Raw genomic sequence first — 22,578 nt, 5'->3', positions numbered from 1 at the left:
AACTGACATGGACCGTCTGACACGCCTCATGGCCGTGCTGACCCGCTGGGGACTGGGCCTGTGCGCGTTGGTTTTGGTGTTGATGGCGCTGTATGTCAGCCTGGGGCGTGAACTGACGCCGCTGGTAGCCGAATACCAGGCCGAAGTCGAAGCCAAGGGCAGCGCAGCCCTGGGTATGCCACTGAACATCGGATCGCTGGAAGGCAGTTGGGCGGGTTTCGCGCCGATTCTGTTCGCCCGCGACGTCATGGTCGGTGAGGGCGCCAACGCCTTGCACCTGGATCAGGTGCGCGTGGTGCCGGATATCTGGGCCAGCCTGCTGGCGCGTGAAGTGCGCATCGCCCACCTCGAGCTCAACGGCCTGAAAATCAACCTCAAGGAAGGCGAAGACGGTCATTGGGCGCTGGAAGGTTTGCCGGTGCAGGGGGACCAGCCACTGGACCCCGAGCAGTTGCTCAATCGTATGCAAATCGTGCAGCAGTTGTCGGTGCTCGACAGCCAGGTGACTTTGCAGCCGCTGGACCAGCCGCCGCTGACCTTTACCTACGTGGGGCTGAACCTGAAAACCGGTGCGTACCGCCAGCGCCTCGATGCGCGGCTGAACCTGCCTGATGGCCAGCCGGTAGCGATGAGCCTGCGCACCCGTATCCGCGCCAGCCAGTGGCAGGATGGCGAAGTGGACGCTTATTTGAGCCTGCCGCAAAGCGATTGGTCGAAATGGCTGCCCAAACGCGTGACCCGGCAATGGGATTTTTCCCGGATCAAGGCCGGCGGGGAACTCTGGTTCAACTGGAACAAAGGTGCTTTGCAAAGTGGTGCGGTGCGCTTGAATGCGCCGTTGCTCAAGGGTGCCTACGCCGAACGCAAGCCTGTCCAGATCAACAATCTGGCGCTCAACGGTTACTTCCAGCGCAGCTCCGAAGGCTTGCTGATGACCGTGGATTCCCTGGCCATGAACGTTGGCGAAACCCGCTGGGAATCGCACCTGCAATTGCGCCAGAGTGTGGCGACCGACAAGGCCGAAGAACTTTGGCATCTGCAAGCCGACCGCCTCGACCTGACCCCGCTGACACCCTTGCTCAATGCCCTGGCGCCCCTCCCCCAGGGCGTTGCCACGGCGGTTGAGCGGCTCAAGGTGACCGGTGGGCTGCGCAACGTGCTGCTCGATTTCCGCCCCAATGCCACCGACGACACCAAGGTCAGCTTTGCCGCCAACCTCGACCAGGTCGGTTTTGACGCCTACCACGGCGCGCCGGCAGCGCGAAACGTCAGCGGCAGTATCAGCGGCGATCTGGGTCACGGCGAACTGCGCATGGACAGCAAGGATTTTGTCCTGCATCTGGACCCGATCTTCGCCAAGCCATGGCAATACATCCAGGCCAATGCGCGGCTGACCTGGAAGCTCGACAAGGAAGGCTTCACCCTGATTGCGCCCTATCTGAAGGTGCTGGGCGAGGAGGGCAAGATCGCCGGTGACTTCCTGATCCGCCTGCATTTCGACCACACTCAGGAAGACTACATGGACCTGCGGGTCGGCCTGGTGGAAGGGGATGGCAAATACACCGCCAAATACCTGCCGCAGGTGCTCAGCCCGGAACTGGATGAGTGGTTGCGAACGGCGATCCTGAAGGGCGCCATGGATCAGGGGTTTTTCCAGTATCAGGGCTCGCTCAACCATGGCGCTGCCGACGCAGATCGCAGCATCAGCCTGTTCTTCAAGGTGCATGATGCCGAACTGGCCTTTCAGCCCGGTTGGCCACATGTCAGCAAGGTCAGTGGCGATGTGTTCATCGAAGACAGTGGCGTGCGAATTCTGGCGAGCAAAGGCCAATTGCTCGACACCCAGGTCAGCGACATCTACGTCAATATCCCCCATGCACCGGCCGGACAAAGTGTTCACCTGTTGCTCGACGGCGGGTTCGAGGGTGGCCTGGGCGATGGCTTGAAAATCCTCCAGGAGGCACCGATAGGCACTGCGGACACCTTTGCCGGCTGGCAAGGTGAAGGGGACCTCTCCGGGAAGTTGAAGCTGGACATCCCGCTGGCCAAGGGTGAGGAGCCCAAGATCCTGGTCGACTTCAAGACCGCCAAGGCGCGTTTGAAACTCGCCGAGCCAGCCCTTGAACTGACACAGCTCAAGGGCGATTTCCGCTTCGACAGTGCCAAGGGGCTGAGCGGACAAAACATCAGCGCCCGCGCTTTTGATCGACCGGTTACGGCGCAGATTTTCGCGGACGGCAGCCCTGGCAAGATCAAGACGAGAGTGGCTGCCTCGGGGCAGGTGGAGGTCAAGAAGCTCACCGACTGGCTGAGCGTGACCCAACCGTTGCCGGTGTCCGGGTTGATTCCCTACCAACTGCAATTGAACCTGGGCGGCGATGACAGTCAGTTGATGGTCAATTCCAGTCTCAAGGGCGTGGCCGTCGATTTGCCGGCGCCGTTCGGCATGACTGCGGATGTCGGGCGCGACACGATGTTCCGCATGACCCTGCAAGGGCAGGAGCGTCGGTACTGGGCCAGGTACGGCGAGTTGGCGAGTTTCACCTTTGCGGCGCAGCCCGCCAGCTTCGCCGACGGTCGTGGCGAGTTGTTCCTTGGCAATGGCGAGGCGGTCCTGCCCGGTGCCAAGGGCCTGCGGGTCCGTGGTTCGTTGTCCGAGCTGGACGTCGGCCCCTGGAAAGACCTGGTGGACAAGTACGCCGGGCAGGATCCAGGCAGCAGCGCCAAGCAGTTGCTCAGTAGCGTTGACGTCAAAGTCGGTAAGCTCAGTGGCATTGGTACCACGCTGGATCAGGCGTCGGTGCAATTGAATCGCAAGCCGGCCGCCTGGGCCTTGCAACTCGACAGCCAGCAGGTGAAGGGCAGCGTCGGTATCCCCGATGCAAAAGCCGCGCCGATAGCGGTGAACCTGCAATCGGTGCGTTTGCCGGCGCCGGATCCGACGGTCCAGGCCGATGAAAACGCCCCGGACCCGCTGGCCAGCGTCGATCCGACGAAGATCCCCGCTCTGGATATCACCATCAATCAGTTGTTTCTGGGACCTGACCTGGTGGGTGGCTGGTCGCTGAAAGTGCGCCCGACCGGCAAGGGCATCAACCTCAATACCATGGATATGGGGCTCAAGGGCATTCTGTTGCAGGGTGACGGTGGGTGGGAAGGCGCGCCCGGCGCATCAGCCAGTTGGTTCAAGGGGCGCGCCAGCGGCAAGAACCTGGCCGATGTACTCAAGGGCTGGGGGTTTGCGCCGAGCGTCACCAGTGAGGATTTCCACATGGACATCGACGGGCGGTGGCCCGGTTCACCGGCGTGGCTCGCCACCAAGCGGTTCTCGGGCACTCTCGACGCGTCCCTCAATAAAGGTCAGTTTGTCGAAGTCGAGGGCAGTGCCCAGGCATTGCGGGTGTTTGGCCTGCTCAACTTCAATTCCATCGGACGCCGCTTGCGCCTGGACTTTTCCGACCTGTTCGGCAAAGGGTTGAGCTACGATCGGGTCAAGGGGCTCTTGACGGCTACGAACGGCGTCTATGTGACCAGCAAGCCGATCGTGATGACAGGCCCATCGAGTAACGTGGAACTGGATGGCACGCTCAGTCTGGTGGACGAGAAGATCGACGCCAAGCTCTTGGTGACACTGCCGGTGACTAATAACTTGCCGATTGCTGCTCTGATCGTTGGCGCCCCGGCTGTCGGCGGCGCGTTGTTCCTCATCGACAAGCTGATCGGTGACCGCGTGGCGCGTTTCGCGAGTGTAAAATACACCGTCAAAGGGCCCTACAAAGAGCCGCAAATTACCTTCGACAAGCCGTTTTGAATCACGGCTGTCTGTAGGAGCGAGCACGCTCGCGATGCAATCACAGGCACCGCTGGGAGTCAGACATCCCGCGTTATCGTTAACGACCATCGCGAGCATGCTCGCTCCTACAGGTAATCAGGAACCCGTCATGTCCCTAGCGGTGATTCAAATGGTCAGCCAGAGCGATGTACTGGCCAACCTGGTACAGGCCCGTCGCCTGCTCGAGCGGGCCGCTGCCCAGGGCGCGAAGCTGGCCGTGCTGCCGGAAAACTTCGCTGCCATGGGGCGTCGTGATATTGCCGAAATCGGCCGGGCCGAAGCGCTGGGTGAAGGTCCTATCCTGCCCTGGTTGAAACAGACCGCCCGCGACCTCAAGTTATGGATAGTGGCTGGCACATTGCCGTTGCCGCCGGCGGATCAACCGACGGCCAAAGTGCACGCCTGCTCGTTGCTGGTCGACGATCAGGGAGAAATCGTGGCGCGCTACGACAAGCTGCACCTGTTCGATGTGGATGTGGCGGATAATCGTGGGCGTTATCGTGAATCCGATGACTATGCTTTTGGTAGTGGTGTCGTGGTGGCGGACACGCCGGTCGGCCGGTTGGGCCTGACAGTGTGTTACGACCTGCGCTTCCCCGAGCTGTACAGTGAATTGCGTGCCGCCGGTGCCGAGTTGATCACCGCCCCGTCGGCCTTTACCGCCGTCACGGGGGCGGCGCATTGGGAAGTACTGATTCGTGCCCGGGCCATCGAAACACAATGTTATGTGCTCGCGGCTGCCCAGGGGGGAACGCACCCCGGGCCGCGAGAAACCTGGGGGCATGCGGCGATTGTCGACCCATGGGGCCGGATACTGGCACAACAGGATCAAGGCGAAGCCGTGCTGCTGGCTGAACGCGATAGCAGCGAACAGGCGTCCATCAGGGCGCGGATGCCGGTGTCCAATCACCGGCGCTTTTTCTCGCAGGGCGCCCGGCGACCTGCCTCAGAACGATGAATTTAAGGCGTAAAGCATATGAGCGAGTTGTTGTCCTCAGTCAGTGAACACCTTCTGGCGCCCGGTGGCGTCACCCTCGAGAGCCTGCAAGGTGTGCTCGGCGACCTGGCCGGCCCGGGCATCGATGCTGCCGACCTGTATTTCCAGGGGCAAATTTCCGAGTCGTGGGCGCTGGAAGACGGGATCGTCAAGGAAGGTAGCTTCAACCTTGATCAAGGTGTGGGCGTGCGCGCGCAATCGGGTGAAAAAACCGGTTTCGCCTACAGCAACGCCATCACCCTGGAAGCGTTGGGCGCGGCGTCCCGCGCCGCCCGTTCCATCTCCCGCGCCGGTCAGAACGGCACGGTGCAGGCATTCACTGCGCAGGATGTCGCGCAGTTATACGCGCCGGACAATCCTCTGGAAGTGCTGAGCCGTGCCGAAAAAGTCGAGTTGCTCAAGCGCATCGACGTTGCGACCCGCGCCCTCGATCCCCGTATCCAGCAAGTGACCGTGAGCATGGCCGGGGTCTGGGAGCGCATCCTGGTAGCCGCCACCGACGGCAGCCTGGCAGCGGATGTGCGTCCGCTGGTGCGTTTCAATGTCAGCGTGATCGTTGAGCAGAACGGTCGTCGCGAGCGCGGTGGGCATGGTGGCGGCGGTCGTACCGACTACCGTTATTTCCTCGCCGAAGACCGCGCCATGGGGTATGCCCGTGAAGCGTTGCGTCAGGCATTGGTCAATCTGGAGGCCATTCCAGCGCCGGCCGGTACATTGCCGGTGGTGCTGGGTTCGGGGTGGTCCGGCGTGCTGCTGCACGAGGCGGTGGGCCATGGCCTGGAAGGCGATTTCAACCGCAAGGGCAGCTCTGCCTACAGCGGTCGCATGGGTGAAATGGTTGCGTCGAAACTCTGCACCATCGTCGATGACGGCACGCTGGCCGGTCGTCGCGGGTCGCTGAGCGTCGATGACGAAGGCACGCCCACCGAGTGCACCACGCTGATCGAAAACGGCGTGCTCAAGGGTTACATGCAGGACAAGCTCAACGCTCGCCTGATGGGCGTGGCGCGCACCGGCAACGGTCGTCGCGAGTCTTACGCGCACCTGCCGATGCCGCGCATGACCAACACCTACATGCTGGCGGGCGAAAGCGATCCGGCGGAAATCATCGCCTCGGTGAAACGCGGTATCTACTGCGCCAACCTCGGCGGTGGCCAGGTCGATATCACCAGTGGCAAGTTCGTGTTCTCCACCAGCGAGGCCTACCTGATCGAGGACGGCAAGATTACTGCGCCGGTCAAGGGCGCGACCTTGATTGGCAACGGCCCGGAAGCGATGAGCAAGGTGTCGATGGTCGGCAACGACCTGTCGCTGGACAGCGGCGTGGGCACGTGCGGCAAGGATGGGCAGTCGGTGCCGGTGGGTGTCGGCCAGCCAACGTTGAAAATCGACGCGATCACCGTGGGTGGCACGGGCGCGTAGGACGTGGAGCTGCGGGTGAGTTGCCTTGGCAACTCACCCGCTCGGACACTCAGCGCAGGCCGCGTTGGGTCTCGTCCAGCTCACGGATGTATTTGAAGATTTTACGGCTCGACGCAGGAGGCTTGTTTTGCGCCACCTCGTGCTGGGCCTGGCGGATCAGGGAACGTAGCTGCTGGCGATCGGCGTCCGGGTATTCGGAAACGAATTTTTCCAGTACGGCATCGTCACCGGCAATCAGGCGATCGCGCCAGCGTTCCAGGTTATGGAAACGTTCGTTGTATTGGCGAGTGGAGGCATCGAGTTGATCGAGCAGTACCAGAATCGCGTCAGTGTCCTGATCGCGCATCAGTTTGCCGATGAACTGCAGGTGCCGTTTACGCGCGATGTGCGCAACGTGCTTGGGCGCATCCGCCAGGGCCCGGCGCAAGGCGTCGGTCAGGGGCAGTTTTGCCAGCAAGTCAGGCTTGAGTGTTGTAAGGCGCTCGCCGAGGTCAACCAGAGCATGCAGCTCGCGTTTGACCTGGGATTTGCTTTTTTCTCCCGTATCGAGGGAGTCGTCGTAAGAATCAACCATGGTGGCCGTCCGCAAGAAAACGCCGCCATGATAACCAGTCGGGGGCCGCTTGTCCGGCCCGGTCGCTCGAAGGCCTACACCGACAGCAGAATTTGAGTGGAGAACAGCATGAGTGCAGTTGAAAGCGTCGGCCCCCAAGCATTGCCGGCACTGCAGGAGCAAGTCGAGCAGATCATCGCCGAAGCCAAGCGACAGGGCGCCAGTGCCTGTGAAGTGGCGGTGTCACTGGAGCAGGGCCTGTCGACTTCGGTACGCCAACGCGAAGTCGAAACGGTCGAGTTCAACCGCGACCAGGGTTTTGGCATCACGCTGTATGTGGGCCAGCGCAAAGGCTCGGCCAGCACCTCGGCCAGTGGGCCACAAGCCATTCGCGAAACCGTCGCCGCGGCACTGGCCATCGCCAAACACACTTCCGAAGACGAAGCGTCCGGGCTGGCCGATGCCGCATTGATGGCCAGGGATCTGCAGGATTTTGATCTTTTCCACCAATGGGACATCACGCCGGAGCAGGCCATCGAAAAGGCCTTGATCTGCGAGGCGGCCGCCTTTGACGCCGACCCACGGATCAAGAACGCTGACGGCACCACGCTGAGCACCCATCAGGGCTGCCGTGTCTACGGCAACAGCCATGGCTTCATCGGTGGTTATGCGTCGACGCGCCATAGCCTGAGCTGCGTCATGATTGCCGAGGCCGATGGCCAGATGCAGCGCGATTATTGGTATGACGTGAATCGCCTGGGCAATTTGCTCGCCGATCCGGTGAGCATTGGCCAGCGTGCGGCACAACGGGCGGTAAGCCGTTTGGGCGCGCGTCCGGTGCCGACCTGTGAAGTGCCGGTGCTGTTTTCCGCCGAGCTGGCCGGTGGCTTGTTCGGCAGTTTTCTTTCGGCGATTTCCGGTGGCAGCCTATACCGTAAATCCTCGTTCCTGGAAGGCACTCTCGGGCAGAAGCTGTTCCCCGAGTGGCTGACCATCGATGAGCGACCGCATCTGGCCCGTGCCTTGGGCAGTGCCTCGTTCGACGGTGATGGTCTGGCCACTTACGCCAAGCCGTTCGTCGAAAAGGGTGAGCTGGTGTCCTACATCCTCGGCACTTATTCCGGTCGCAAGCTGGGCATGCCGAGTACCGCCAACGCGGGTGGCGTGCACAACCTGTTCGTCACCCATGGCGACGAAGACCAGGCGGCCTTGCTGCGGCGCATGGGTCGTGGGCTGCTGGTGACCGAACTGATGGGCCATGGCCTGAACATGGTCACCGGCGATTACTCGCGGGGCGCCGCAGGCTACTGGGTGGAAAACGGCGAAATCCAGTTCGCGGTCCAGGAAGTCACCATCGCCGGCAACATGCGCGACATGTTCAAACAGATTGTCGCAGTGGGTAACGATCTGGAACTGCGCAGCAACATCCGCACCGGCTCGGTGCTGATCGAGCGGATGACGGTGGCGGGTAGCTAAAACCGCTCATCGCATGACAAAGGCGCGCCACCCATTGGGTGGCGCGCCTTTTTTGTTGGCCGGACACCTCCCACAAAGAAATGACATACATCTGCGCAGGCTTGTTTTGGTTCTCATTATCATCTAATAATAAATCTCATTATCGAATGAGCCCAGGATCATGAGTTCTGCCTTGCACGAGCATCCGTACCTCGACAGCTGGCGCTGGATGAGTCGCCAGATTCGGTGTGCGCTGGACCCTGACGAGCCCCGCCTGATTGAACATTACCTGGCCGAAGGGCGCTACCTGGCGTGTTGCACGGCCACTTCAGCCTGGACCATCGCCGAAACCACTTTCCGTCTGCTGCTCGACACCGCCGCCGATGTTGCGCTGCCTTGGCACTGGCGCACGTTCTGCCTGGATCAGGCGTGGCGCCCACTGCGCGATCTCGAACGCCTGTCGCTGTGCAAGTGCCGCCTCAAGCGCTGGCAGAGCTACACCTGGCAACTGGCGACCTGCGAGTTGCAACCCTCGATTCCCCTCATAGAACTGGTGCAAGGATTTTCTGATGAACAAGACTCGTATTGAGCGCGACAGCATGGGCGAGCTGCAGGTCCCGGTGGACGCACTTTACGGCGCACAGACCCAGCGTGCTGTGGATAACTTCCCGATCAGCGGCAAGCCGATGCCGACGCAGTTCATCCGTGCGTTGATCCTGGCCAAGGCCGCCGCCGCTCGTGCCAACATCGAACTCGAGCAGATCAGCGAAGCCCAGGGCAGTGCCATCGTCGAAGTCGCACTGGAACTGCTCAAGGGCGATTTCATGCAGCACTTCCCGGTGGACATCTTCCAGACTGGTTCCGGCACCAGCTCCAACATGAACGCCAACGAAGTGATCGCGACCCTCGCCAGCCGCCGGCTCGGCGAGTCGGTGAACCCCAACGACCACGTCAATTGCGGCCAGAGCAGCAACGACATTATCCCGACTACCATCCACGTCAGCGCGGCGCTGGCCTTGCATGAGCAACTGCTGCCGGCGTTGACGCGCCTGGTGCAGGTGATTGAGCACAAGGCGCAGGAGGTTCATCACCACGTCAAAACCGGCCGCACCCATTTGATGGACGCGATGCCGGTACGTATGAGCCAGGTGCTCAACGGCTGGGCGCAACAACTCAAAGCCAATATCGCTCATCTGCAAGGCCTGCTGCCGAGCCTGCAATCGCTGGCACAGGGCGGCACGGCGGTCGGGACCGGAATCAACGCACACCCGCAGTTCGCCGCTCGGTTCAGCCAGCAACTGAGCAAGCTGACCCAGGTGCAATTCCAGCCGGGCACCAACCTGTTCGCCCTGATCGGCTCCCAGGACACCGCCGTGGCCGTTTCGGGGCAACTGAAAACCACTGCTGTGTCGTTGATGAAGATCGCCAACGATCTGCGCTGGATGAACTCCGGCCCACTGGCGGGTCTGGGTGAAATCGAACTTGAGGCCTTGCAGCCGGGGTCGTCGATCATGCCGGGCAAGGTTAACCCGGTCATCCCGGAGGCCACCGCGATGGTCGCTGCGCAAGTGATCGGCAACGATACGGTCATCGCGATTGCCGGTCAGTCCGGCAATTTCGAACTGAACGTGATGCTGCCGATCATCGCCCAGAACCTGCTGAGCAGCATCGAGTTACTGGCCAACTCCAGCCATCTGCTGGGTGAAAAGGCCATCGCCAGCTTCAAGGTCAACGACGCCCGTCTCAAGGAGGCGTTGTCGCGCAACCCGATCCTGGTGACCGCGCTCAACCCGATCATCGGTTACCAAAAAGCCGCTGAAATTGCCAAGAAGGCTTACCAGCAAGGTCGTCCGGTGATCGATGTCGCCCTGGAGCACACCGACCTGAAACGCGGCCAACTGGAAGAACTGCTCAATCCGGAAAAACTCACCGCAGGCGGCGTGTAACCACTGCCATCGCTTTGGAGGCTCATCATGGAACACTGGAAACGCACAATCGAAAGGGCAAACCGCTGTTTCATGCAGGGCGAACTGGTGGATGCCCGCGAGGCCTACCTGCAAGCACTCGCACTGGCGCAGGTGCTGTTCGAGCGGTGGCCGGATGCCGATGAGGCGGTGGCGGCCTGCGTGATTTCCCATCACAACCTGGCGGACCTGCACCTGAGTCTGAACCAGCCGGAGGAGAGCGCCGAGTACCTGTGCGCCATCCACCAACGGTTGCTCAAGACCCTACAGGACCCGCGCCTTTCGCCGGCGCTGCGTGAAGCAGCGTTGCGCCAGAGCAGCAAAACCTACGTCGAGCTGCTGAATTTCATCAGCGAACACGGCGAGTATCCCCGTACCCATCGCCTGCTGCACATGGACGTCGCGTCGCCGTCCACCCCCTTCATCACGGAGTTCATTGAAATGGCCTTTAGCTTGCCCGCCTTGCCGTACGCGTACGATGCCCTGGAGCCGCACATCGATGCGCAAACCATGGAAATCCACTACACCAAGCATCATCAAACCTACATCAACAACCTCAACGCTGCCGTCGAGGGCACCGAGTTCGCTGAATGGCCGGTGGAGAAACTCGTGGCAGCCGTGCAGCAACTGCCGGAAAACCTGCGCGCCGCCGTCATCAACCAGGGCGGCGGTCATGCCAACCATTCATTGTTCTGGGAAGTCATGGTGCCCAACGGCGGCGGCCAGCCGGATGGCGAGTTGGCCAAGGCGATCGACGAGCAATTGGGCGGCCTCGATCGCTTCAAGGAAGCCTTCACCAAGGCGGCGCTGACCCGCTTCGGCAGTGGCTGGGCCTGGCTGAGCGTGACCCCGCAAAAGACCCTGATAGTGGAAAGCAGTGGCAACCAGGACAGCCCGTTGATGAGTGGCAATACGCCGATACTCGGTCTGGACGTCTGGGAACACGCCTATTACCTGCAATACCAGAACCGTCGGCCTGAATACATCAACGCTTTTTACAACGTGATCAATTGGCCAGAAGTCGCTGCGCGCTATCAGGCTGCACTGGTTTAAGGCTCCTATAACAACAATCCAGGGCTGATTATGGGCACTGAAACACTGGCGACCGGAAGTGGGCGGATGTTTCGCTATGCGTTGGGGTCGCTTTTACTACTGGCGGGCATGAGCTTGCTGGTTGCCCAGGGCCTCACGTGGTTGGGGCTTGAGCCGAAACTGTTGCGCGCGTTACAGGGCGGTGCGATCTGCGCGTTGGGCACAGCATTGGGTGCAGTGCCGGTGTTGGTGATCCGGCGCATGCCCCAGGCGCTCAGCGACACGCTGCTCGGCTTTGGTGCCGGTGTGATGCTTGCGGCAACAGCATTTTCGCTGATCGCTCCGGGTATCTCTGCGGCCGAAAACCTCGGGCTGACCCCTTGGGCGGCCAGCGGGCTGATCAGTTTTGGCATCCTGCTGGGCGCGTTCGGGTTGTTCCTGGTGGATCGGAAAGTCTCCGGTGCGTCACCGGAAATGCTCGTTGGTACACCGCAGCGACCGGTCATCCCGCCACGGATCTGGTTGTTCGTGTTTGCCATCGTCGCTCACAACATTCCCGAAGGCATGGCTGTGGGTGTTTCGGCGGGGGGCGGCATGCCCGACGCCGACAGCCTGGCCATGGGCATCGCTTTGCAAGATGTGCCAGAAGGGTTAGTCATCGCGTTGGTATTGGCAGGGGCGGGCATGTCGCGAGTGAAGGCATTCCTGATCGGCGCGGCGTCCGGATTGGTCGAACCGGTCTTTGCCCTGTTGTGCGCCTGGCTGGTCAGCCTGGCCGAGTTGATCTTGCCGTTGGGCCTGGCATTGGCTGCTGGGGCCATGCTGTTGGTGGTCACCCATGAAGTCATCCCGGAGTCGCGCCGCCATGGTCACGACAAGTTGGCGAGCCTTGGCCTGCTGGTCGGGTTCTGTCTGATGATGGTGATGGATACAGCGCTGGCTTAGCGGGGGAGGGTGTAGCAGCGGCACAGGCCCGTTGCTACAGGATGCTCGTTACTCGCCTTCGTCGAAATAGTTGTTGATCAATGCCACCAGCGCATCGAGCGCTTCCTGTTCCTGTTCGCCTTCGGTGCTCAGGTGGATTTTGGTGCCCTTGCCCGCGGCGAGCATCATCATGGCCATGATGCTTTTGCCGTCGACCATGGACGTCGGTGTGCGTCCGGCCCTGATCTGGCAAGGAAACTGGCCCGCCACGCCAACGAACTTGGCGGAAGCGCGGGCATGCAGGCCCAGCTTGTTGATGATTTCAATTTCCAGAGCAGGCATCGCGATGTGAATCCTTTAGCTGAGGTCGCGGTGGCGGACCTGGACGTTCTTCAGAGTTTTTTGCAGGACCTGGCCCAGACGTTCAGTCAGGTAGACGGACCGATGATGTCCGCCTGTGCAACCAATGGCAATGGTGACGTAGGCGCGGTTGCTGGCGGCGAAGCGGGGCAACCATTTGAGCAGGTACGTGGAAATGTCCTGGTACATCTCCTCGACGTCCGGCTGGGCGGCCAGGTATTCGGCTACCGGCTGATCGAGCCCGGATTGCTCGCGCAATTCAGGCTTCCAATAAGGGTTGGGCAGGCAGCGTACGTCGAATACCAGGTCGGCATCTACCGGCATACCGCGCTTGAATCCGAAAGACTCCACGAGGAACGCCGTGCCGGGTTCTGGCTGGTTCAGCAGGCGCAGCTTGATGGTATCGCGCAACTGATACAGGTTAAGACTGGTGGTATTGACCTTGAGGTCAGCGAGGTCGGCAATCGGCCCGAGTAGTGCTGTCTCATCGGTGATTGCCTCGGCCAGTGAGCGATTGGCGCTGCTCAGTGGGTGACGGCGACGGGTTTCCGAAAAACGTTTGAGCAGCGTCTCTTCGTCGGCATCCAGATACAGCACATCCACCTGGATATGCCGGCTGCGGACTTCTTCGAGCAGTTCCGGGAAACGGCTCAAGTGGCTTGGCAGGTTACGTGCGTCAATGGAGACGGCCACCAGCGGTTGCGTCAGTTCGGTGTGGATCAGCGCGCGTTCAGCCAGTTCCGGCAGCAGCCCTGCGGGCAGGTTGTCGATGCAGTAGTAGCCGTTGTCTTCGAGCACATCGAGCGCGGTACTTTTACCTGAGCCGGAGCGGCCACTGACGATGATCAAGCGCATGATTAGTGCCCGTTTTGCTCGTCCAGGACAACCTGATACAAGGCTTCATTGCTCGCGGCGCTGCGCAGGCGATCACGGACTTCCTTGCGATCGAGCATGCTGGCGATCTGGCGGAGCAACTCAAGGTGCGCATCGGTAGCAGCTTCCGGGACCAGCAGCACGAACAACAGGTCTACCGGCGCGCCGTCGATGGCGTCGAAATCGATGGGTGCATCCAGGTGCATCAAGGCGCTGACGGGCGAGGTGCAACCCTTGAGCCGGCAGTGCGGAATGGCGATGCCGTTGCCAAAACCGGTCGAGCCGAGTTTTTCACGGGCGATCAGTGCCTCGAAGACATCTTGCATTTCCAGATCGGGGACTTCCCGTGCGATCAGGTTGGCAATTTGCTCAAGGGCTTTCTTTTTGCTGCCGCCCGGCACGTTCACGAGGGAACGGCCGGGGGTCAGTATGCTTTCAAGTCGGATCATGGGTAGGGAGTGTTAACGACCGGTTGCGCCCTGGAGGAGGCTCTGGGTCTTTTCCTTATGCTTTTTGAGTTGTTTATCCAGCTTGTCGGTCAGTGCGTCGATGGCCGCGTACATATCGGTATGTTCCGCGTTGGCGACCACTTCACCGCCAGGAATATGCAAGGTGGCTTCGATTTTCTGTTTGAGCTTTTCGACGGTCATCGTGACCTGGACATTGGTGATCTTGTCGAAGTGTCGCTCCAGCCGATCGAGTTTTTCGCCGATGTAGGTGCGAAGAGGTTCGGTCACTTCCAGTTGGTGTCCACTGATGTTGACTTGCATACAGCTTCTCCTTCGTTGCCAGTGCATAAAGCGGCAAACAAATGTTTGCCACTGGAACGCTGTGGCGTGGCCCTACATCAACCGCTTGCGTTCGCTCGAAGGCGCGATCCCGAGGGATTCGCGGTACTTGGCGACGGTGCGGCGAGCCACCTGAATGCCTTGTGCCTCCAGTAAACCAGCGATCTTGCTGTCACTCAACGGCTTTTTCTGATTTTCCGCCGCTACCAGTTTTTTGATGATCGCGCGGATCGCCGTGGACGAGCATTCACCGCCTTCGGAGGTGCTGACATGGCTGGAGAAAAAGTATTTCAGCTCATAAATACCCCGCGGGGTATGCATGAACTTTTGCGTCGTCACGCGGGATATCGTCGATTCGTGCATGCCCACCGCTTCGGCGATGTCATGCAACACCAGCGGTTTCATCGCTTCGTCGCCGTACTCCAGAAAACCGCGCTGATGCTCGACGATCTGGGTGGCTACTTTCATCAGTGTTTCGTTTCGGCTCTGCAGGCTCTTGATGAACCAGCGCGCTTCCTGCAACTGATTGCGCATGAAGGTGTTGTCGGCACTGGTGTCGGCGCGGCGCACGAAACCGGCGTACTGGGCGTTGACCCGCAGGCGTGGCACCGATTCCTGGTTCAGCTCCACCAGCCAACGCTCGTTGTCCTTGCGTACGATGACGTCGGGGACGACGTATTCGGCTTCGGTGGACTCGATTTGCGAGCCCGGGCGCGGGTTCAGGCTTTGCACCAGCTCGATCACCTGGCGCAGTTCGTCTTCCTTGAGCTTCATGCGGCGCATCAGCTGGCTGTAGTCGCGGCCGCCGAGCAGGTCGATGTAGTCGGTGACCAGACGCTTGGCCTCTGCCAGCCAGGGTGTCTTGGCGGGGAGCTGGCGCAATTGCAGCAGCAGGCACTCACCCAGGTTTCGGGCGGCGATGCCGGCAGGTTCGAATTGCTGGATGCGGTGCAGGACGGCTTCGATTTCGTCCAGTTCGATGTCCAGTTCCGGATCGAAGGCTTCGAGGATCTCCTCGAGCGTTTCGTCCAGGTAGCCCTGATTGTTGATGCAATCGATCAGGGTCACGGCGATCAAACGATCGGTATCGGACATCGGTGCCAGGTTCAACTGCCACAGCAGGTGACTTTGCAGGCTTTCGCCGGCCGATGTGCGGGTGGTGAAATCCCACTCGTCGTCATCGCTGCTGGGCAGGCTGCTGGCACTGGTCTGATAGACGTCTTCCCAAGCGGTGTCGACGGGCAGTTCGTTGGGAATACGCTCGTTCCAGTCGCCTTCTTCGAGGTTGTCGACCGTCGGCGCGCTTTCCTGGTAGGAGGTTTCCTGAGTGTCGGGGGTGGGCTTCTGTTCGACGTTGTCGGCCATCGGGTCGGTGTTGTCGAAGTCGTCGCCTTCCTCCTGGCGTTCGAGCATCGGATTGGACTCCAAGGCCTCCTGGATTTCCTGTTGCAGGTCCAGGGTCGACAATTGGAGCAGGCGGATGGCCTGTTGCAGCTGCGGTGTCATCGTCAGCTGCTGGCCCATTCTCAAGACTAGCGATGGTTTCATGGCAGGGGCTTAACACCTTTTTCCGGCGCACATGCGCCATCCACTACAGGGCGCCGAAGCGCCAAACATAAGCAAATTATATGCCTGAAACAGCAGCGTTTGCCTAGAGCGCTGTAACAATAAAAAAGCCTTGATTTTTTATTGATACAAGCGCTCGGTAGATCAGCCAGGGACCTCGACGCTTAAAGGCGGAACTCGTGGCCCAGGTACACTTCCTTGACCAGGTCGTTGGCCAGGATGGTTTCAGCGTCACCTTCGGCAATCAGTTGGCCATCGTTGACGATGTAGGCGGTTTCGCAGATATCCAGGGTCTCACGGACGTTGTGGTCGGTGATCAGCACGCCAATGCCTTTGGCCTTGAGGTGATGGATGATCTGCTTGATGTCACCGACCGAGATCGGGTCCACGCCGGCGAAAGGTTCGTCGAGCAGGATGAATTTCGGGCTGGTCGCCAGGGCGCGAGCAATTTCCACGCGGCGGCGTTCACCACCGGACAGGCTCATACCGAGGTTGTCGCGGATGTGGCTGATGTGGAATTCCTGCAACAGGCTTTCCAATTCCTTGCGACGGCCGGCCTTGTCGAGTTCCTTGCGGGTCTCGAGGATCGCCATGATGTTGTCGGCGACCGAGAGCTTGCGAAAGATCGACGCTTCCTGCGGCAGATAGCCGATACCGGCTTTTGCGCGGCCGTGCATCGGCTGGTGGCTGACGTCGAGGTCATCGATCAGGACGCGGCCCTGATCGGCCTGGACCAGGCCAACGATCATGTAGAAGCAGGTGGTCTTGCCGGCGCCGTTAGGGCCAAGCAGGCCGACGATCTGACCGCTGTCGATGGACAGGCTGACGTCGCGCACGACCTGGCGGCTCTTGTAGCTCTTGGCCAGATGCTGAGCTTTCAGAGTTGCCATTTACGGGGCCTTTTGCTCTTCGGTTTTCTTTTTAGGCTGGATCACCATGTCGATACGCGGACGCGACTCTGTCACGTTGGTACCCGTGGCGCGGCCGGCACTGGCAAGTTTCTTGTTGGTGTCATAGACGATTTTCTCGCCCTGGGTCACGTTGCCGTCCTTGTCGATGACCTTGGCGCGGTCGATCAGCACGACGCGGTCCTGCGTGGCGTGGTACTGGATGGTCACGCCGTAGCCCTGCACCGGCTTGGTGTCGCCCGCCGTTTGCAGTTGCTCGAAGTAGGCGAGGTTGCCCACCGAGGTCACCACGTCGATGTCACCGTTGGGCGCCCGGGTCATGGTGACCTTGTTGCCGGTGACCTTCATCGAGCCCTGGGTGATGACCACGTCGCCCGTATAGGTGGCCACGCCGTTCTTGTCGTCCAGTTGGGCGTCGTCGGCCTGGATGCGGATAGGCTGCTGCTGATCGTTCGGCAGAGACCAGGCGCTCACGCTTCCCAGTGCTGCGCTCAGACCGAGCAAAATAGGGAGGGTTTTAACGAGCCTCATACTGTCCTCTTACGTTCGATAGCAGGTGAATCCTGCTGTCCTTCAGATACGCTTTCATTCCTACGCCAGTCGATACGCCGCCAGCGCCGTCGATTCTAACGGGTTGCTGGGTCTGCGCATATTGCTGCTGTGGGAACACTGTCATGCGGGTGGAAGTGATCAGGGTGTCGCGTTTCTTTTCGTCAGTGCGCTTGACGCGTACGTTGTCGATCAGTTCAACCTCGGTACCGCCTGGGTTCACTTCACCGCGATCGCTGGTCACGTGCCATGGAAAATCGGTGCCACGGTACATGTTCAGGTCCGGCTTGGTGACCAGTGTGACGTCGGTGGCTTTCACGTGCTCGGCCTTGTCGGACGTCATTTCGTACTGCACGCGCCCGTCTTCGAGGTATTGCAGGGTGTGCGTGTTGGTCGCATACCAGTCGATGGGACTGTCTTCGGATTTGGCCACCGGCTTGTCGAGGAAGCGTTCCGGGCTGATGTTCCAGTAGCCGACCGCAGCGAAGATGGCTGCGATGCAGGCGAATATCACTATGTTGCGAAATTTCTTGCTCAGCATAATTGGCTCACAGGTACGCGGCGTTAGCCGCATCGAGGCGGCCCTGGGCGCGCAGGATCAGTTCGCAGAACTCGCGAGCGGCACCGTGGCCACCACGGGCCAGGGTAACGCCGTGAGCGTGTTCACGGACAAAACTGGCGGCATTGGCCACCGCGATGCCCAGGCCGACGCGACGAATCACCGGCAGGTCCGGCAGGTCGTCGCCCAGGTAGGCGACTTGCTCGTAGCTCAGGTTGAGCTGGGCCAGCAGCCCGTCCAGCACGACCAGTTTGTCTTCGCGACCTTGATAAACATGGGGAATGCCCAGGTTCATCGCCCGGCGCTCGACCACCGGGCTCTTGCGGCCGCTGATGATCGCTGTTTGCACGCCAGCGGCCATCAGCATCTTGATGCCCTGGCCGTCGAGTGTGCTGAACGACTTGAATTCGCCGCCATCTTCAAGGAAGTACAGGCGCCCATCGGTCAGGACGCCGTCGACATCGAATACCGCCAGTTTGATCTGTTTACCGCGTTGCAGCAGGTCCGCACTCATTACATTACTCCTGCGCGCAGCAAGTCGTGCATGTTCAGGGCGCCGACCGGACGATCGTCACCGTCAACCACGACCAGTGCGCTGATTTTGTTGTCTTCCATGATTTTCAAGGCTTCGGCCGCGAGCATTTCCGCGCGGGCGGTCTTGCCGTGGACGGTCATGATCGCATCGATGGCGGTGTGGTGAACGTCGATGGCGCGGTCCAGGGAGCGGCGCAAGTCGCCGTCAGTGAAAATCCCGGCCAGCTTGCCATCGGCCTCGAGGATGACTGTCATGCCCAGGCCCTTGCGAGTCATTTCCATCAAGGCGTCCTTGAGCAGCGTGCCCCGCTGGACCTTGGGCAGTTCCTCGCCCGCGTGCATGACATGTTCCACTTTAAGCAGCAGGCGTCGGCCCAGTGCGCCGCCCGGATGGGAGAACGCAAAATCTTCGGCGGTGAAGCCGCGGGCTTCGAGCAGTGCGACCGCCAGGGCATCGCCCATCACCAGCGCCGCGGTGGTCGAGGACGTCGGTGCCAGGTTCAGCGGGCAGGCTTCGTGTTCGACGTGCACGTTGAGATTGACTTCGGCGGCCTTGGCCAGCGGTGAAGCGGGATTGCCGGTCATGCTGATCAATTGGATGCCCAGGCGCTTGATCAATGGCAGCAGGGTGACGATTTCATTGGTGGAGCCGGAGTTCGACAGGGCCAGGATGATGTCGTCGCGGGTGATCATGCCCATGTCGCCGTGGCTGGCTTCGGCCGGGTGCACGAAGAAAGCCGTGGTGCCGGTGCTGGCCAGGGTGGCGGCGATCTTGTTGCCGATGTGCCCGGATTTGCCCATGCCGACCACGACCACGCGGCCTTTGCTGGCCAGAATCATCTCGCAAGCGCGTACGAAATCAGCGTCGATATGGGGTAGCAAGCCTTGCACGGCTTCCAGTTCGAGGCGGATGGTGCGTTGTGCTGATTGAATCAGGTCGCTGGATTGGCTCATGTCTGAAATCGTTTAGCCCGATGAAAAGGCGGCGATTATAGCGGTAATGATCAAAACCCTCACGCAAGTTCGTCACGCTTTGTCATTCCTTGTTACGCAATGCGTGTAATTGACGTCATTTATCCATCATCGATTAAACATGGCCGGCTTGACCCTTGGGCGCTCGACCTTTGCAGTGATATAGTTCGCCGCCAGTTCGGTCCGCCCGCACGTATGTGCTTTCGCCAGAAAGTCAGGCGTCCGAGGGAGAGGCTGCATCGCAAGGAGTTTAGATGAGTGCCGATAACGCCTACGCGGTCGAGCTGAAGGGAGTGACCTTCAAGCGCGGTGCGCGCAGCATTTTCAATAACGTCGATATCCGTATTCCGCGCGGCAAGGTCACCGGCATCATGGGGCCTTCCGGGTGTGGCAAGACCACGCTGTTGCGTTTGATGGGCGCCCAGTTGCGTCCGTCCAAGGGCGAAGTCTGGGTCAACGGTCAGAATCTGCCCAAGTTGTCGCGCAGTGATCTGTTCGATGCACGCAAGCACATGGGTGTGCTGTTTCAGAGTGGCGCGCTGTTCACCGATCTCGATGTGTTCGAGAACGTCGCTTTTCCGCTACGAGTTCATACCGAACTTCCCGAGGAAATGATCCGCGACATCGTGTTGCTCAAGTTGCAGGCCGTCGGCCTGCGTGGCGCCATCGACCTGATGCCCGAGGAGTTGTCCGGCGGCATGAAGCGTCGTGTCGCCCTGGCTCGGGCGATTGCCCTGGACCCGCAGATCCTCATGTATGACGAGCCCTTCGTTGGCCAGGACCCGATCGCCATGGGCGTACTGGTGCGTCTGATCCGTCTGCTCAACGATGCCCTGGGCATCACCAGCATCGTGGTTTCCCACGACCTGGCCGAGACCGCGAGCATCGCGGACTACATATATGTGGTCGGCGAGGGCAAGGTGCTGGGGCAGGGTACGCCGCAAGAGTTGATGAACTCCCAGGAACCGCGCATTCGCCAATTCATGACCGGGGAGCCCGACGGCCCGGTTGCATATCACTTTCCAGCGACGGACTACCGCGCAGATCTTCTGGGGAAGCGTTGATGCGCAAGACTTCACTGTTGGAACGCATACGCCGCTTCGGCCACGCCGGCATCGACGTGCTGGCCGCGTTCGGTCGTTCGACCATTTTCCTGTTCCACGCTCTGTTGGGGCGCGGCGGCATCGGCGGTGGTTTCGGGCTTCTGGTCAAGCAACTGCATTCGGTGGGCGTGATGTCCCTGGTGATCATTGTGGTCTCCGGGGTGTTCATCGGCATGGTGCTGGCGCTGCAAGGGTTCAATATCCTGTCCAGCTACGGCTCGGAGCAGGCGGTCGGGCAGATGGTCGCCCTGACGCTGCTGCGCGAACTGGGGCCGGTGGTCACCGCGTTGCTCTTCGCCGGACGTGCCGGTTCGGCCCTGACGGCGGAAATCGGCAACATGAAATCCACCGAGCAGTTGTCCAGCCTGGAAATGATCGGTGTCGACCCGCTCAAGTACATCATTGCCCCGCGCTTGTGGGCCGGTTTCATTTCCCTGCCTGTGCTGGCGATGATTTTCAGCGTGGTGGGGATCTGGGGTGGTTCGTGGGTAGCCGTCGACTGGCTGGGTGTGTATGAAGGGTCCTATTGGTCCAACATGCAAAACAGCGTGACGTTCACCGATGATGTGCTCAACGGCATTATCAAAAGTGTCGTCTTTGCCTTCGTCGTGACCTGGATTGCCGTATTCCAAGGCTATGACTGCGAGCCCACTTCCGAGGGGATCAGTCGTGCCACTACCAAGACCGTTGTGTATGCCTCGTTGGCTGTACTCGGCCTGGACTTTATTCTGACCGCCTTGATGTTTGGAGATTTCTGATGCAAAACCGCACCCTGGAAATCGGTGTCGGCCTTTTCCTGCTGGCTGGCATCCTGGCTTTGCTGCTGTTGGCACTGCGGGTCAGTGGCCTGTCCCCGAGCCCGAGCACCGAGACTTATAAACTTTACGCCTATTTCGACAATATCGCCGGTTTGACGGTCAGAGCTAAAGTGACCATGGCCGGTGTGACCATCGGCAAGGTCACGGCGATCGATCTGGACCGCGACAGTTTCACTGGGCGGGTGACGATGCAGCTGGAAAAGCGTGTGGATAATCTGCCGACTGATTCCACTGCATCTATTCTGACTGCTGGCCTGTTGGGCGAGAAATACATCGGCATCAGCGTGGGTGGCGAGGAGACTCTGCTCAAGGAGGGCGGCACCATTCATGACACCCAGTCGTCACTGGTGCTCGAGGACCTGATCGGTAAATTCCTGCTCAATACCGTTAGCAAAGACGCCAAATGAGGAGCTTTTGAATGATCTCTACCTTGCGACGTGGCCTGTTTGTACTGCTCGCGGCCGTGCCGTTGATGGCTAACGCCGTGGCGGCGCCTTCCGCGCATGATCTGGTCGAGGACACCACGAACCGGTTGCTGGCAGACCTGTCGGCCAATAAGGAACAGTACAAGCAGGACCCGAACGGCTTTTATAAGGCGCTGAACGAAATCGTCGGTCCGGTGGTGGATGCCGAGGGCATCTCCAAAAGCATCATGACGGTCAAGTACTCGCGCAAGGCCACGCCTGCGCAAATGAAGACCTTCGAAGAGAACTTCAAGCGGGGCCTGTTTCAGTTCTATGGCAATGCCCTGCTCGAGTACAACAACCAGGGCATCACCGTCGATCCGGCCAAGGATGAGTCGGGCGACCGTACCAGCGTCGGCATGACCGTCAAAGGCAACAATGGTGCGATCTACCCCGTGTCCTACACCCTGGAGAAGATCAACGGCGAGTGGAAGTTGCGTAACGTGATCATCAACGGCATCAACATCGGCAAGTTGTTCCGCGATCAGTTCGCCGACGCGATGCAGCGCAATGGCAACGACCTGGACAAGACCATCAACGGTTGGGCCGGTGAAGTCGCCAAAGCCAAGCAGGCCAGCGAGAAGTCGTCCCAATGAGTGTATCGGCCATTCGCATGAGCGAAGCCGGCGAGCTGATGCTCAGTGGCATGCTGGACTACATGACCGGCCCCGGCCTGCGCAAGCAGGGTCAGGCGCTGATCAAGGCGAGCAAGGCCGCTGCGCTGGTGGTGGATTGCTCGGCGGTGCTCAAGTCCAGCAGTGTTGGCTTATCGCTGTTACTGTGTTTCATGCGTGACGCACAGGAGGTCGGCAAGACGCTGACCATCCGTGCCATGCCTGAAGACATGCGCGAAATTGCCCAGGTCAGCGAGTTGACCGAGCTGTTGGCGCACCCCTAAACAGCAT

General features: G+C 60.3%; 24 protein-coding genes and 1 pseudogene. 14 read left to right on the top strand and 11 right to left on the bottom strand.

Annotation, left to right across the window (positions count from 1 at the left end):
• Positions 1-7: 7 nt before the first annotated feature.
• The 3 genes from AB4N64_RS21010 (at position 8) to tldD (ending at position 6,251) form a co-directional block, all read left to right on the top strand.
• Positions 8-3,811: a YhdP family protein gene (locus AB4N64_RS21010; RefSeq protein ID WP_460118126.1), complete on the top strand. Its 3,804-nt coding sequence runs from the start codon at positions 8-10 to the stop codon at positions 3,809-3,811.
• 130 nt (positions 3,812-3,941) lie between these two features.
• Positions 3,942-4,790: a carbon-nitrogen hydrolase family protein gene (locus AB4N64_RS21005; protein WP_460118124.1), complete on the top strand. Its 849-nt coding sequence runs from the start codon at positions 3,942-3,944 to the stop codon at positions 4,788-4,790.
• An 18-nt stretch (positions 4,791-4,808) separates the two neighbouring features.
• A complete protein-coding gene (gene tldD, locus AB4N64_RS21000; RefSeq protein WP_460118122.1) occupies positions 4,809-6,251 on the top strand; it encodes a metalloprotease TldD in 1,443 nt (480 codons plus the stop codon).
• A 49-nt stretch (positions 6,252-6,300) separates the two neighbouring features.
• Here the strand turns inward: tldD and yjgA are convergent, their stop codons facing one another.
• On the bottom strand, positions 6,301-6,825 hold the full coding sequence (gene yjgA, locus AB4N64_RS20995; protein ID WP_192309650.1) for a ribosome biogenesis factor YjgA: 525 nt from the start codon (positions 6,823-6,825) through the stop codon (positions 6,301-6,303).
• A 108-nt stretch (positions 6,826-6,933) separates the two neighbouring features.
• Here yjgA and pmbA point away from each other — a divergent pair, with 108 nt between their 5' ends.
• The 6 genes and pseudogenes from pmbA to AB4N64_RS20965 all read left to right on the top strand — a co-directional run bounded on the left by pmbA (position 6,934) and on the right by AB4N64_RS20965 (position 12,200).
• A complete protein-coding gene (gene pmbA, locus AB4N64_RS20990; protein WP_460118120.1) occupies positions 6,934-8,280 on the top strand; it encodes a metalloprotease PmbA in 1,347 nt (448 codons plus the stop codon).
• Positions 8,281-8,440: 160 nt separating this feature from the next.
• Complete coding sequence (locus AB4N64_RS20985; protein ID WP_460118118.1) at positions 8,441-8,848, top strand: FagA protein; 408 nt, start codon at positions 8,441-8,443, stop codon at positions 8,846-8,848.
• Positions 8,829-10,205 (top strand): class II fumarate hydratase, encoded by a 1,377-nt coding sequence (locus AB4N64_RS20980; RefSeq protein WP_460118116.1) that lies wholly within the window; start codon positions 8,829-8,831, stop codon positions 10,203-10,205. Before AB4N64_RS20985 ends, AB4N64_RS20980 begins: the two co-directional genes overlap by 20 nt.
• Before the next feature lie 27 nt (positions 10,206-10,232).
• Positions 10,233-10,663, top strand: a pseudogene (locus AB4N64_RS20975) (hypothetical protein).
• A 1-nt stretch (position 10,664) separates the two neighbouring features.
• Positions 10,665-11,276 (top strand): superoxide dismutase, encoded by a 612-nt coding sequence (locus AB4N64_RS20970; protein WP_460118114.1) that lies wholly within the window; start codon positions 10,665-10,667, stop codon positions 11,274-11,276.
• Between the two features lie 30 nt (positions 11,277-11,306).
• Positions 11,307-12,200, top strand: a complete 894-nt coding sequence (locus tag AB4N64_RS20965) for a ZIP family metal transporter (RefSeq protein WP_460118112.1) — start codon at positions 11,307-11,309, stop codon at positions 12,198-12,200.
• 48 nt (positions 12,201-12,248) lie between these two features.
• On the opposite strand, the gene AB4N64_RS20960 is transcribed toward AB4N64_RS20965, so the two are convergent.
• The 10 genes from AB4N64_RS20960 to AB4N64_RS20915 form a co-directional block, all read right to left on the bottom strand.
• Positions 12,249-12,521, bottom strand: coding sequence for an HPr family phosphocarrier protein (locus tag AB4N64_RS20960; RefSeq protein ID WP_192309666.1), 273 nt, complete (start codon positions 12,519-12,521; stop codon positions 12,249-12,251).
• 15 nt (positions 12,522-12,536) lie between these two features.
• Entirely contained in the window at positions 12,537-13,394 is an 858-nt protein-coding gene (gene rapZ / locus AB4N64_RS20955; RefSeq protein WP_460118110.1) for an RNase adapter RapZ, read from the bottom strand.
• A gap of 2 nt (positions 13,395-13,396) precedes the next feature.
• Positions 13,397-13,861, bottom strand: a complete 465-nt coding sequence (ptsN, locus tag AB4N64_RS20950) for a PTS IIA-like nitrogen regulatory protein PtsN (protein WP_460118108.1) — start codon at positions 13,859-13,861, stop codon at positions 13,397-13,399.
• A gap of 12 nt (positions 13,862-13,873) precedes the next feature.
• The gene (hpf, locus tag AB4N64_RS20945; protein WP_368557050.1) at positions 13,874-14,182 is read right to left on the bottom strand and encodes a ribosome hibernation-promoting factor, HPF/YfiA family; all 309 of its coding nucleotides are present in this window, start codon (positions 14,180-14,182) and stop codon (positions 13,874-13,876) included.
• Positions 14,183-14,254: 72 nt separating this feature from the next.
• Positions 14,255-15,748 (bottom strand): RNA polymerase factor sigma-54, encoded by a 1,494-nt coding sequence (locus tag AB4N64_RS20940; RefSeq protein ID WP_460118106.1) that lies wholly within the window; start codon positions 15,746-15,748, stop codon positions 14,255-14,257.
• A gap of 182 nt (positions 15,749-15,930) precedes the next feature.
• The gene (gene lptB / locus AB4N64_RS20935; RefSeq protein ID WP_460118103.1) at positions 15,931-16,656 is read right to left on the bottom strand and encodes an LPS export ABC transporter ATP-binding protein; all 726 of its coding nucleotides are present in this window, start codon (positions 16,654-16,656) and stop codon (positions 15,931-15,933) included.
• Positions 16,657-17,205, bottom strand: a complete 549-nt coding sequence (gene lptA, locus AB4N64_RS20930) for a lipopolysaccharide transport periplasmic protein LptA (protein ID WP_460118101.1) — start codon at positions 17,203-17,205, stop codon at positions 16,657-16,659.
• Entirely contained in the window at positions 17,192-17,764 is a 573-nt protein-coding gene (gene lptC / locus AB4N64_RS20925) for an LPS export ABC transporter periplasmic protein LptC (RefSeq protein WP_460118099.1), read from the bottom strand. The genes lptA and lptC overlap by 14 nt, the downstream gene beginning before the upstream one ends.
• A 7-nt stretch (positions 17,765-17,771) precedes the next feature.
• Positions 17,772-18,296 (bottom strand): KdsC family phosphatase, encoded by a 525-nt coding sequence (locus tag AB4N64_RS20920; protein WP_460118097.1) that lies wholly within the window; start codon positions 18,294-18,296, stop codon positions 17,772-17,774.
• Entirely contained in the window at positions 18,296-19,270 is a 975-nt protein-coding gene (locus AB4N64_RS20915) for a KpsF/GutQ family sugar-phosphate isomerase (RefSeq protein WP_460118095.1), read from the bottom strand. Before AB4N64_RS20915 ends, AB4N64_RS20920 begins: the two co-directional genes overlap by 1 nt.
• A gap of 272 nt (positions 19,271-19,542) precedes the next feature.
• Between AB4N64_RS20915 and AB4N64_RS20910 the strand changes: the two genes are divergently transcribed.
• Genes AB4N64_RS20910 through AB4N64_RS20890 form a run of 5 tightly spaced genes read left to right on the top strand, consistent with a single transcriptional unit; the run spans position 19,543 to position 22,571 of the window.
• On the top strand, positions 19,543-20,352 hold the full coding sequence (locus AB4N64_RS20910; protein ID WP_460118093.1) for an ATP-binding cassette domain-containing protein: 810 nt from the start codon (positions 19,543-19,545) through the stop codon (positions 20,350-20,352).
• The gene (mlaE, locus tag AB4N64_RS20905) at positions 20,352-21,149 is read left to right on the top strand and encodes a lipid asymmetry maintenance ABC transporter permease subunit MlaE (RefSeq protein ID WP_460118091.1); all 798 of its coding nucleotides are present in this window, start codon (positions 20,352-20,354) and stop codon (positions 21,147-21,149) included. Before AB4N64_RS20910 ends, mlaE begins: the two co-directional genes overlap by 1 nt.
• On the top strand, positions 21,149-21,616 hold the full coding sequence (gene mlaD / locus AB4N64_RS20900) for an outer membrane lipid asymmetry maintenance protein MlaD (protein WP_460118089.1): 468 nt from the start codon (positions 21,149-21,151) through the stop codon (positions 21,614-21,616). Before mlaE ends, mlaD begins: the two co-directional genes overlap by 1 nt.
• 11 nt (positions 21,617-21,627) lie before the next feature.
• A complete protein-coding gene (locus tag AB4N64_RS20895; RefSeq protein ID WP_460118087.1) occupies positions 21,628-22,269 on the top strand; it encodes an MlaC/ttg2D family ABC transporter substrate-binding protein in 642 nt (213 codons plus the stop codon).
• Positions 22,266-22,571, top strand: a complete 306-nt coding sequence (locus AB4N64_RS20890) for an STAS domain-containing protein (RefSeq protein ID WP_460118085.1) — start codon at positions 22,266-22,268, stop codon at positions 22,569-22,571. Before AB4N64_RS20895 ends, AB4N64_RS20890 begins: the two co-directional genes overlap by 4 nt.
• Positions 22,572-22,578: the final 7 nt, after the last annotated feature.

Source organism: Pseudomonas sp. S2_C03, from assembly GCF_054668405.1.
The sequence above is the reverse complement of the archived record's forward strand: the minus strand, read 5'-3'. Positions and strand labels throughout refer to the sequence as shown.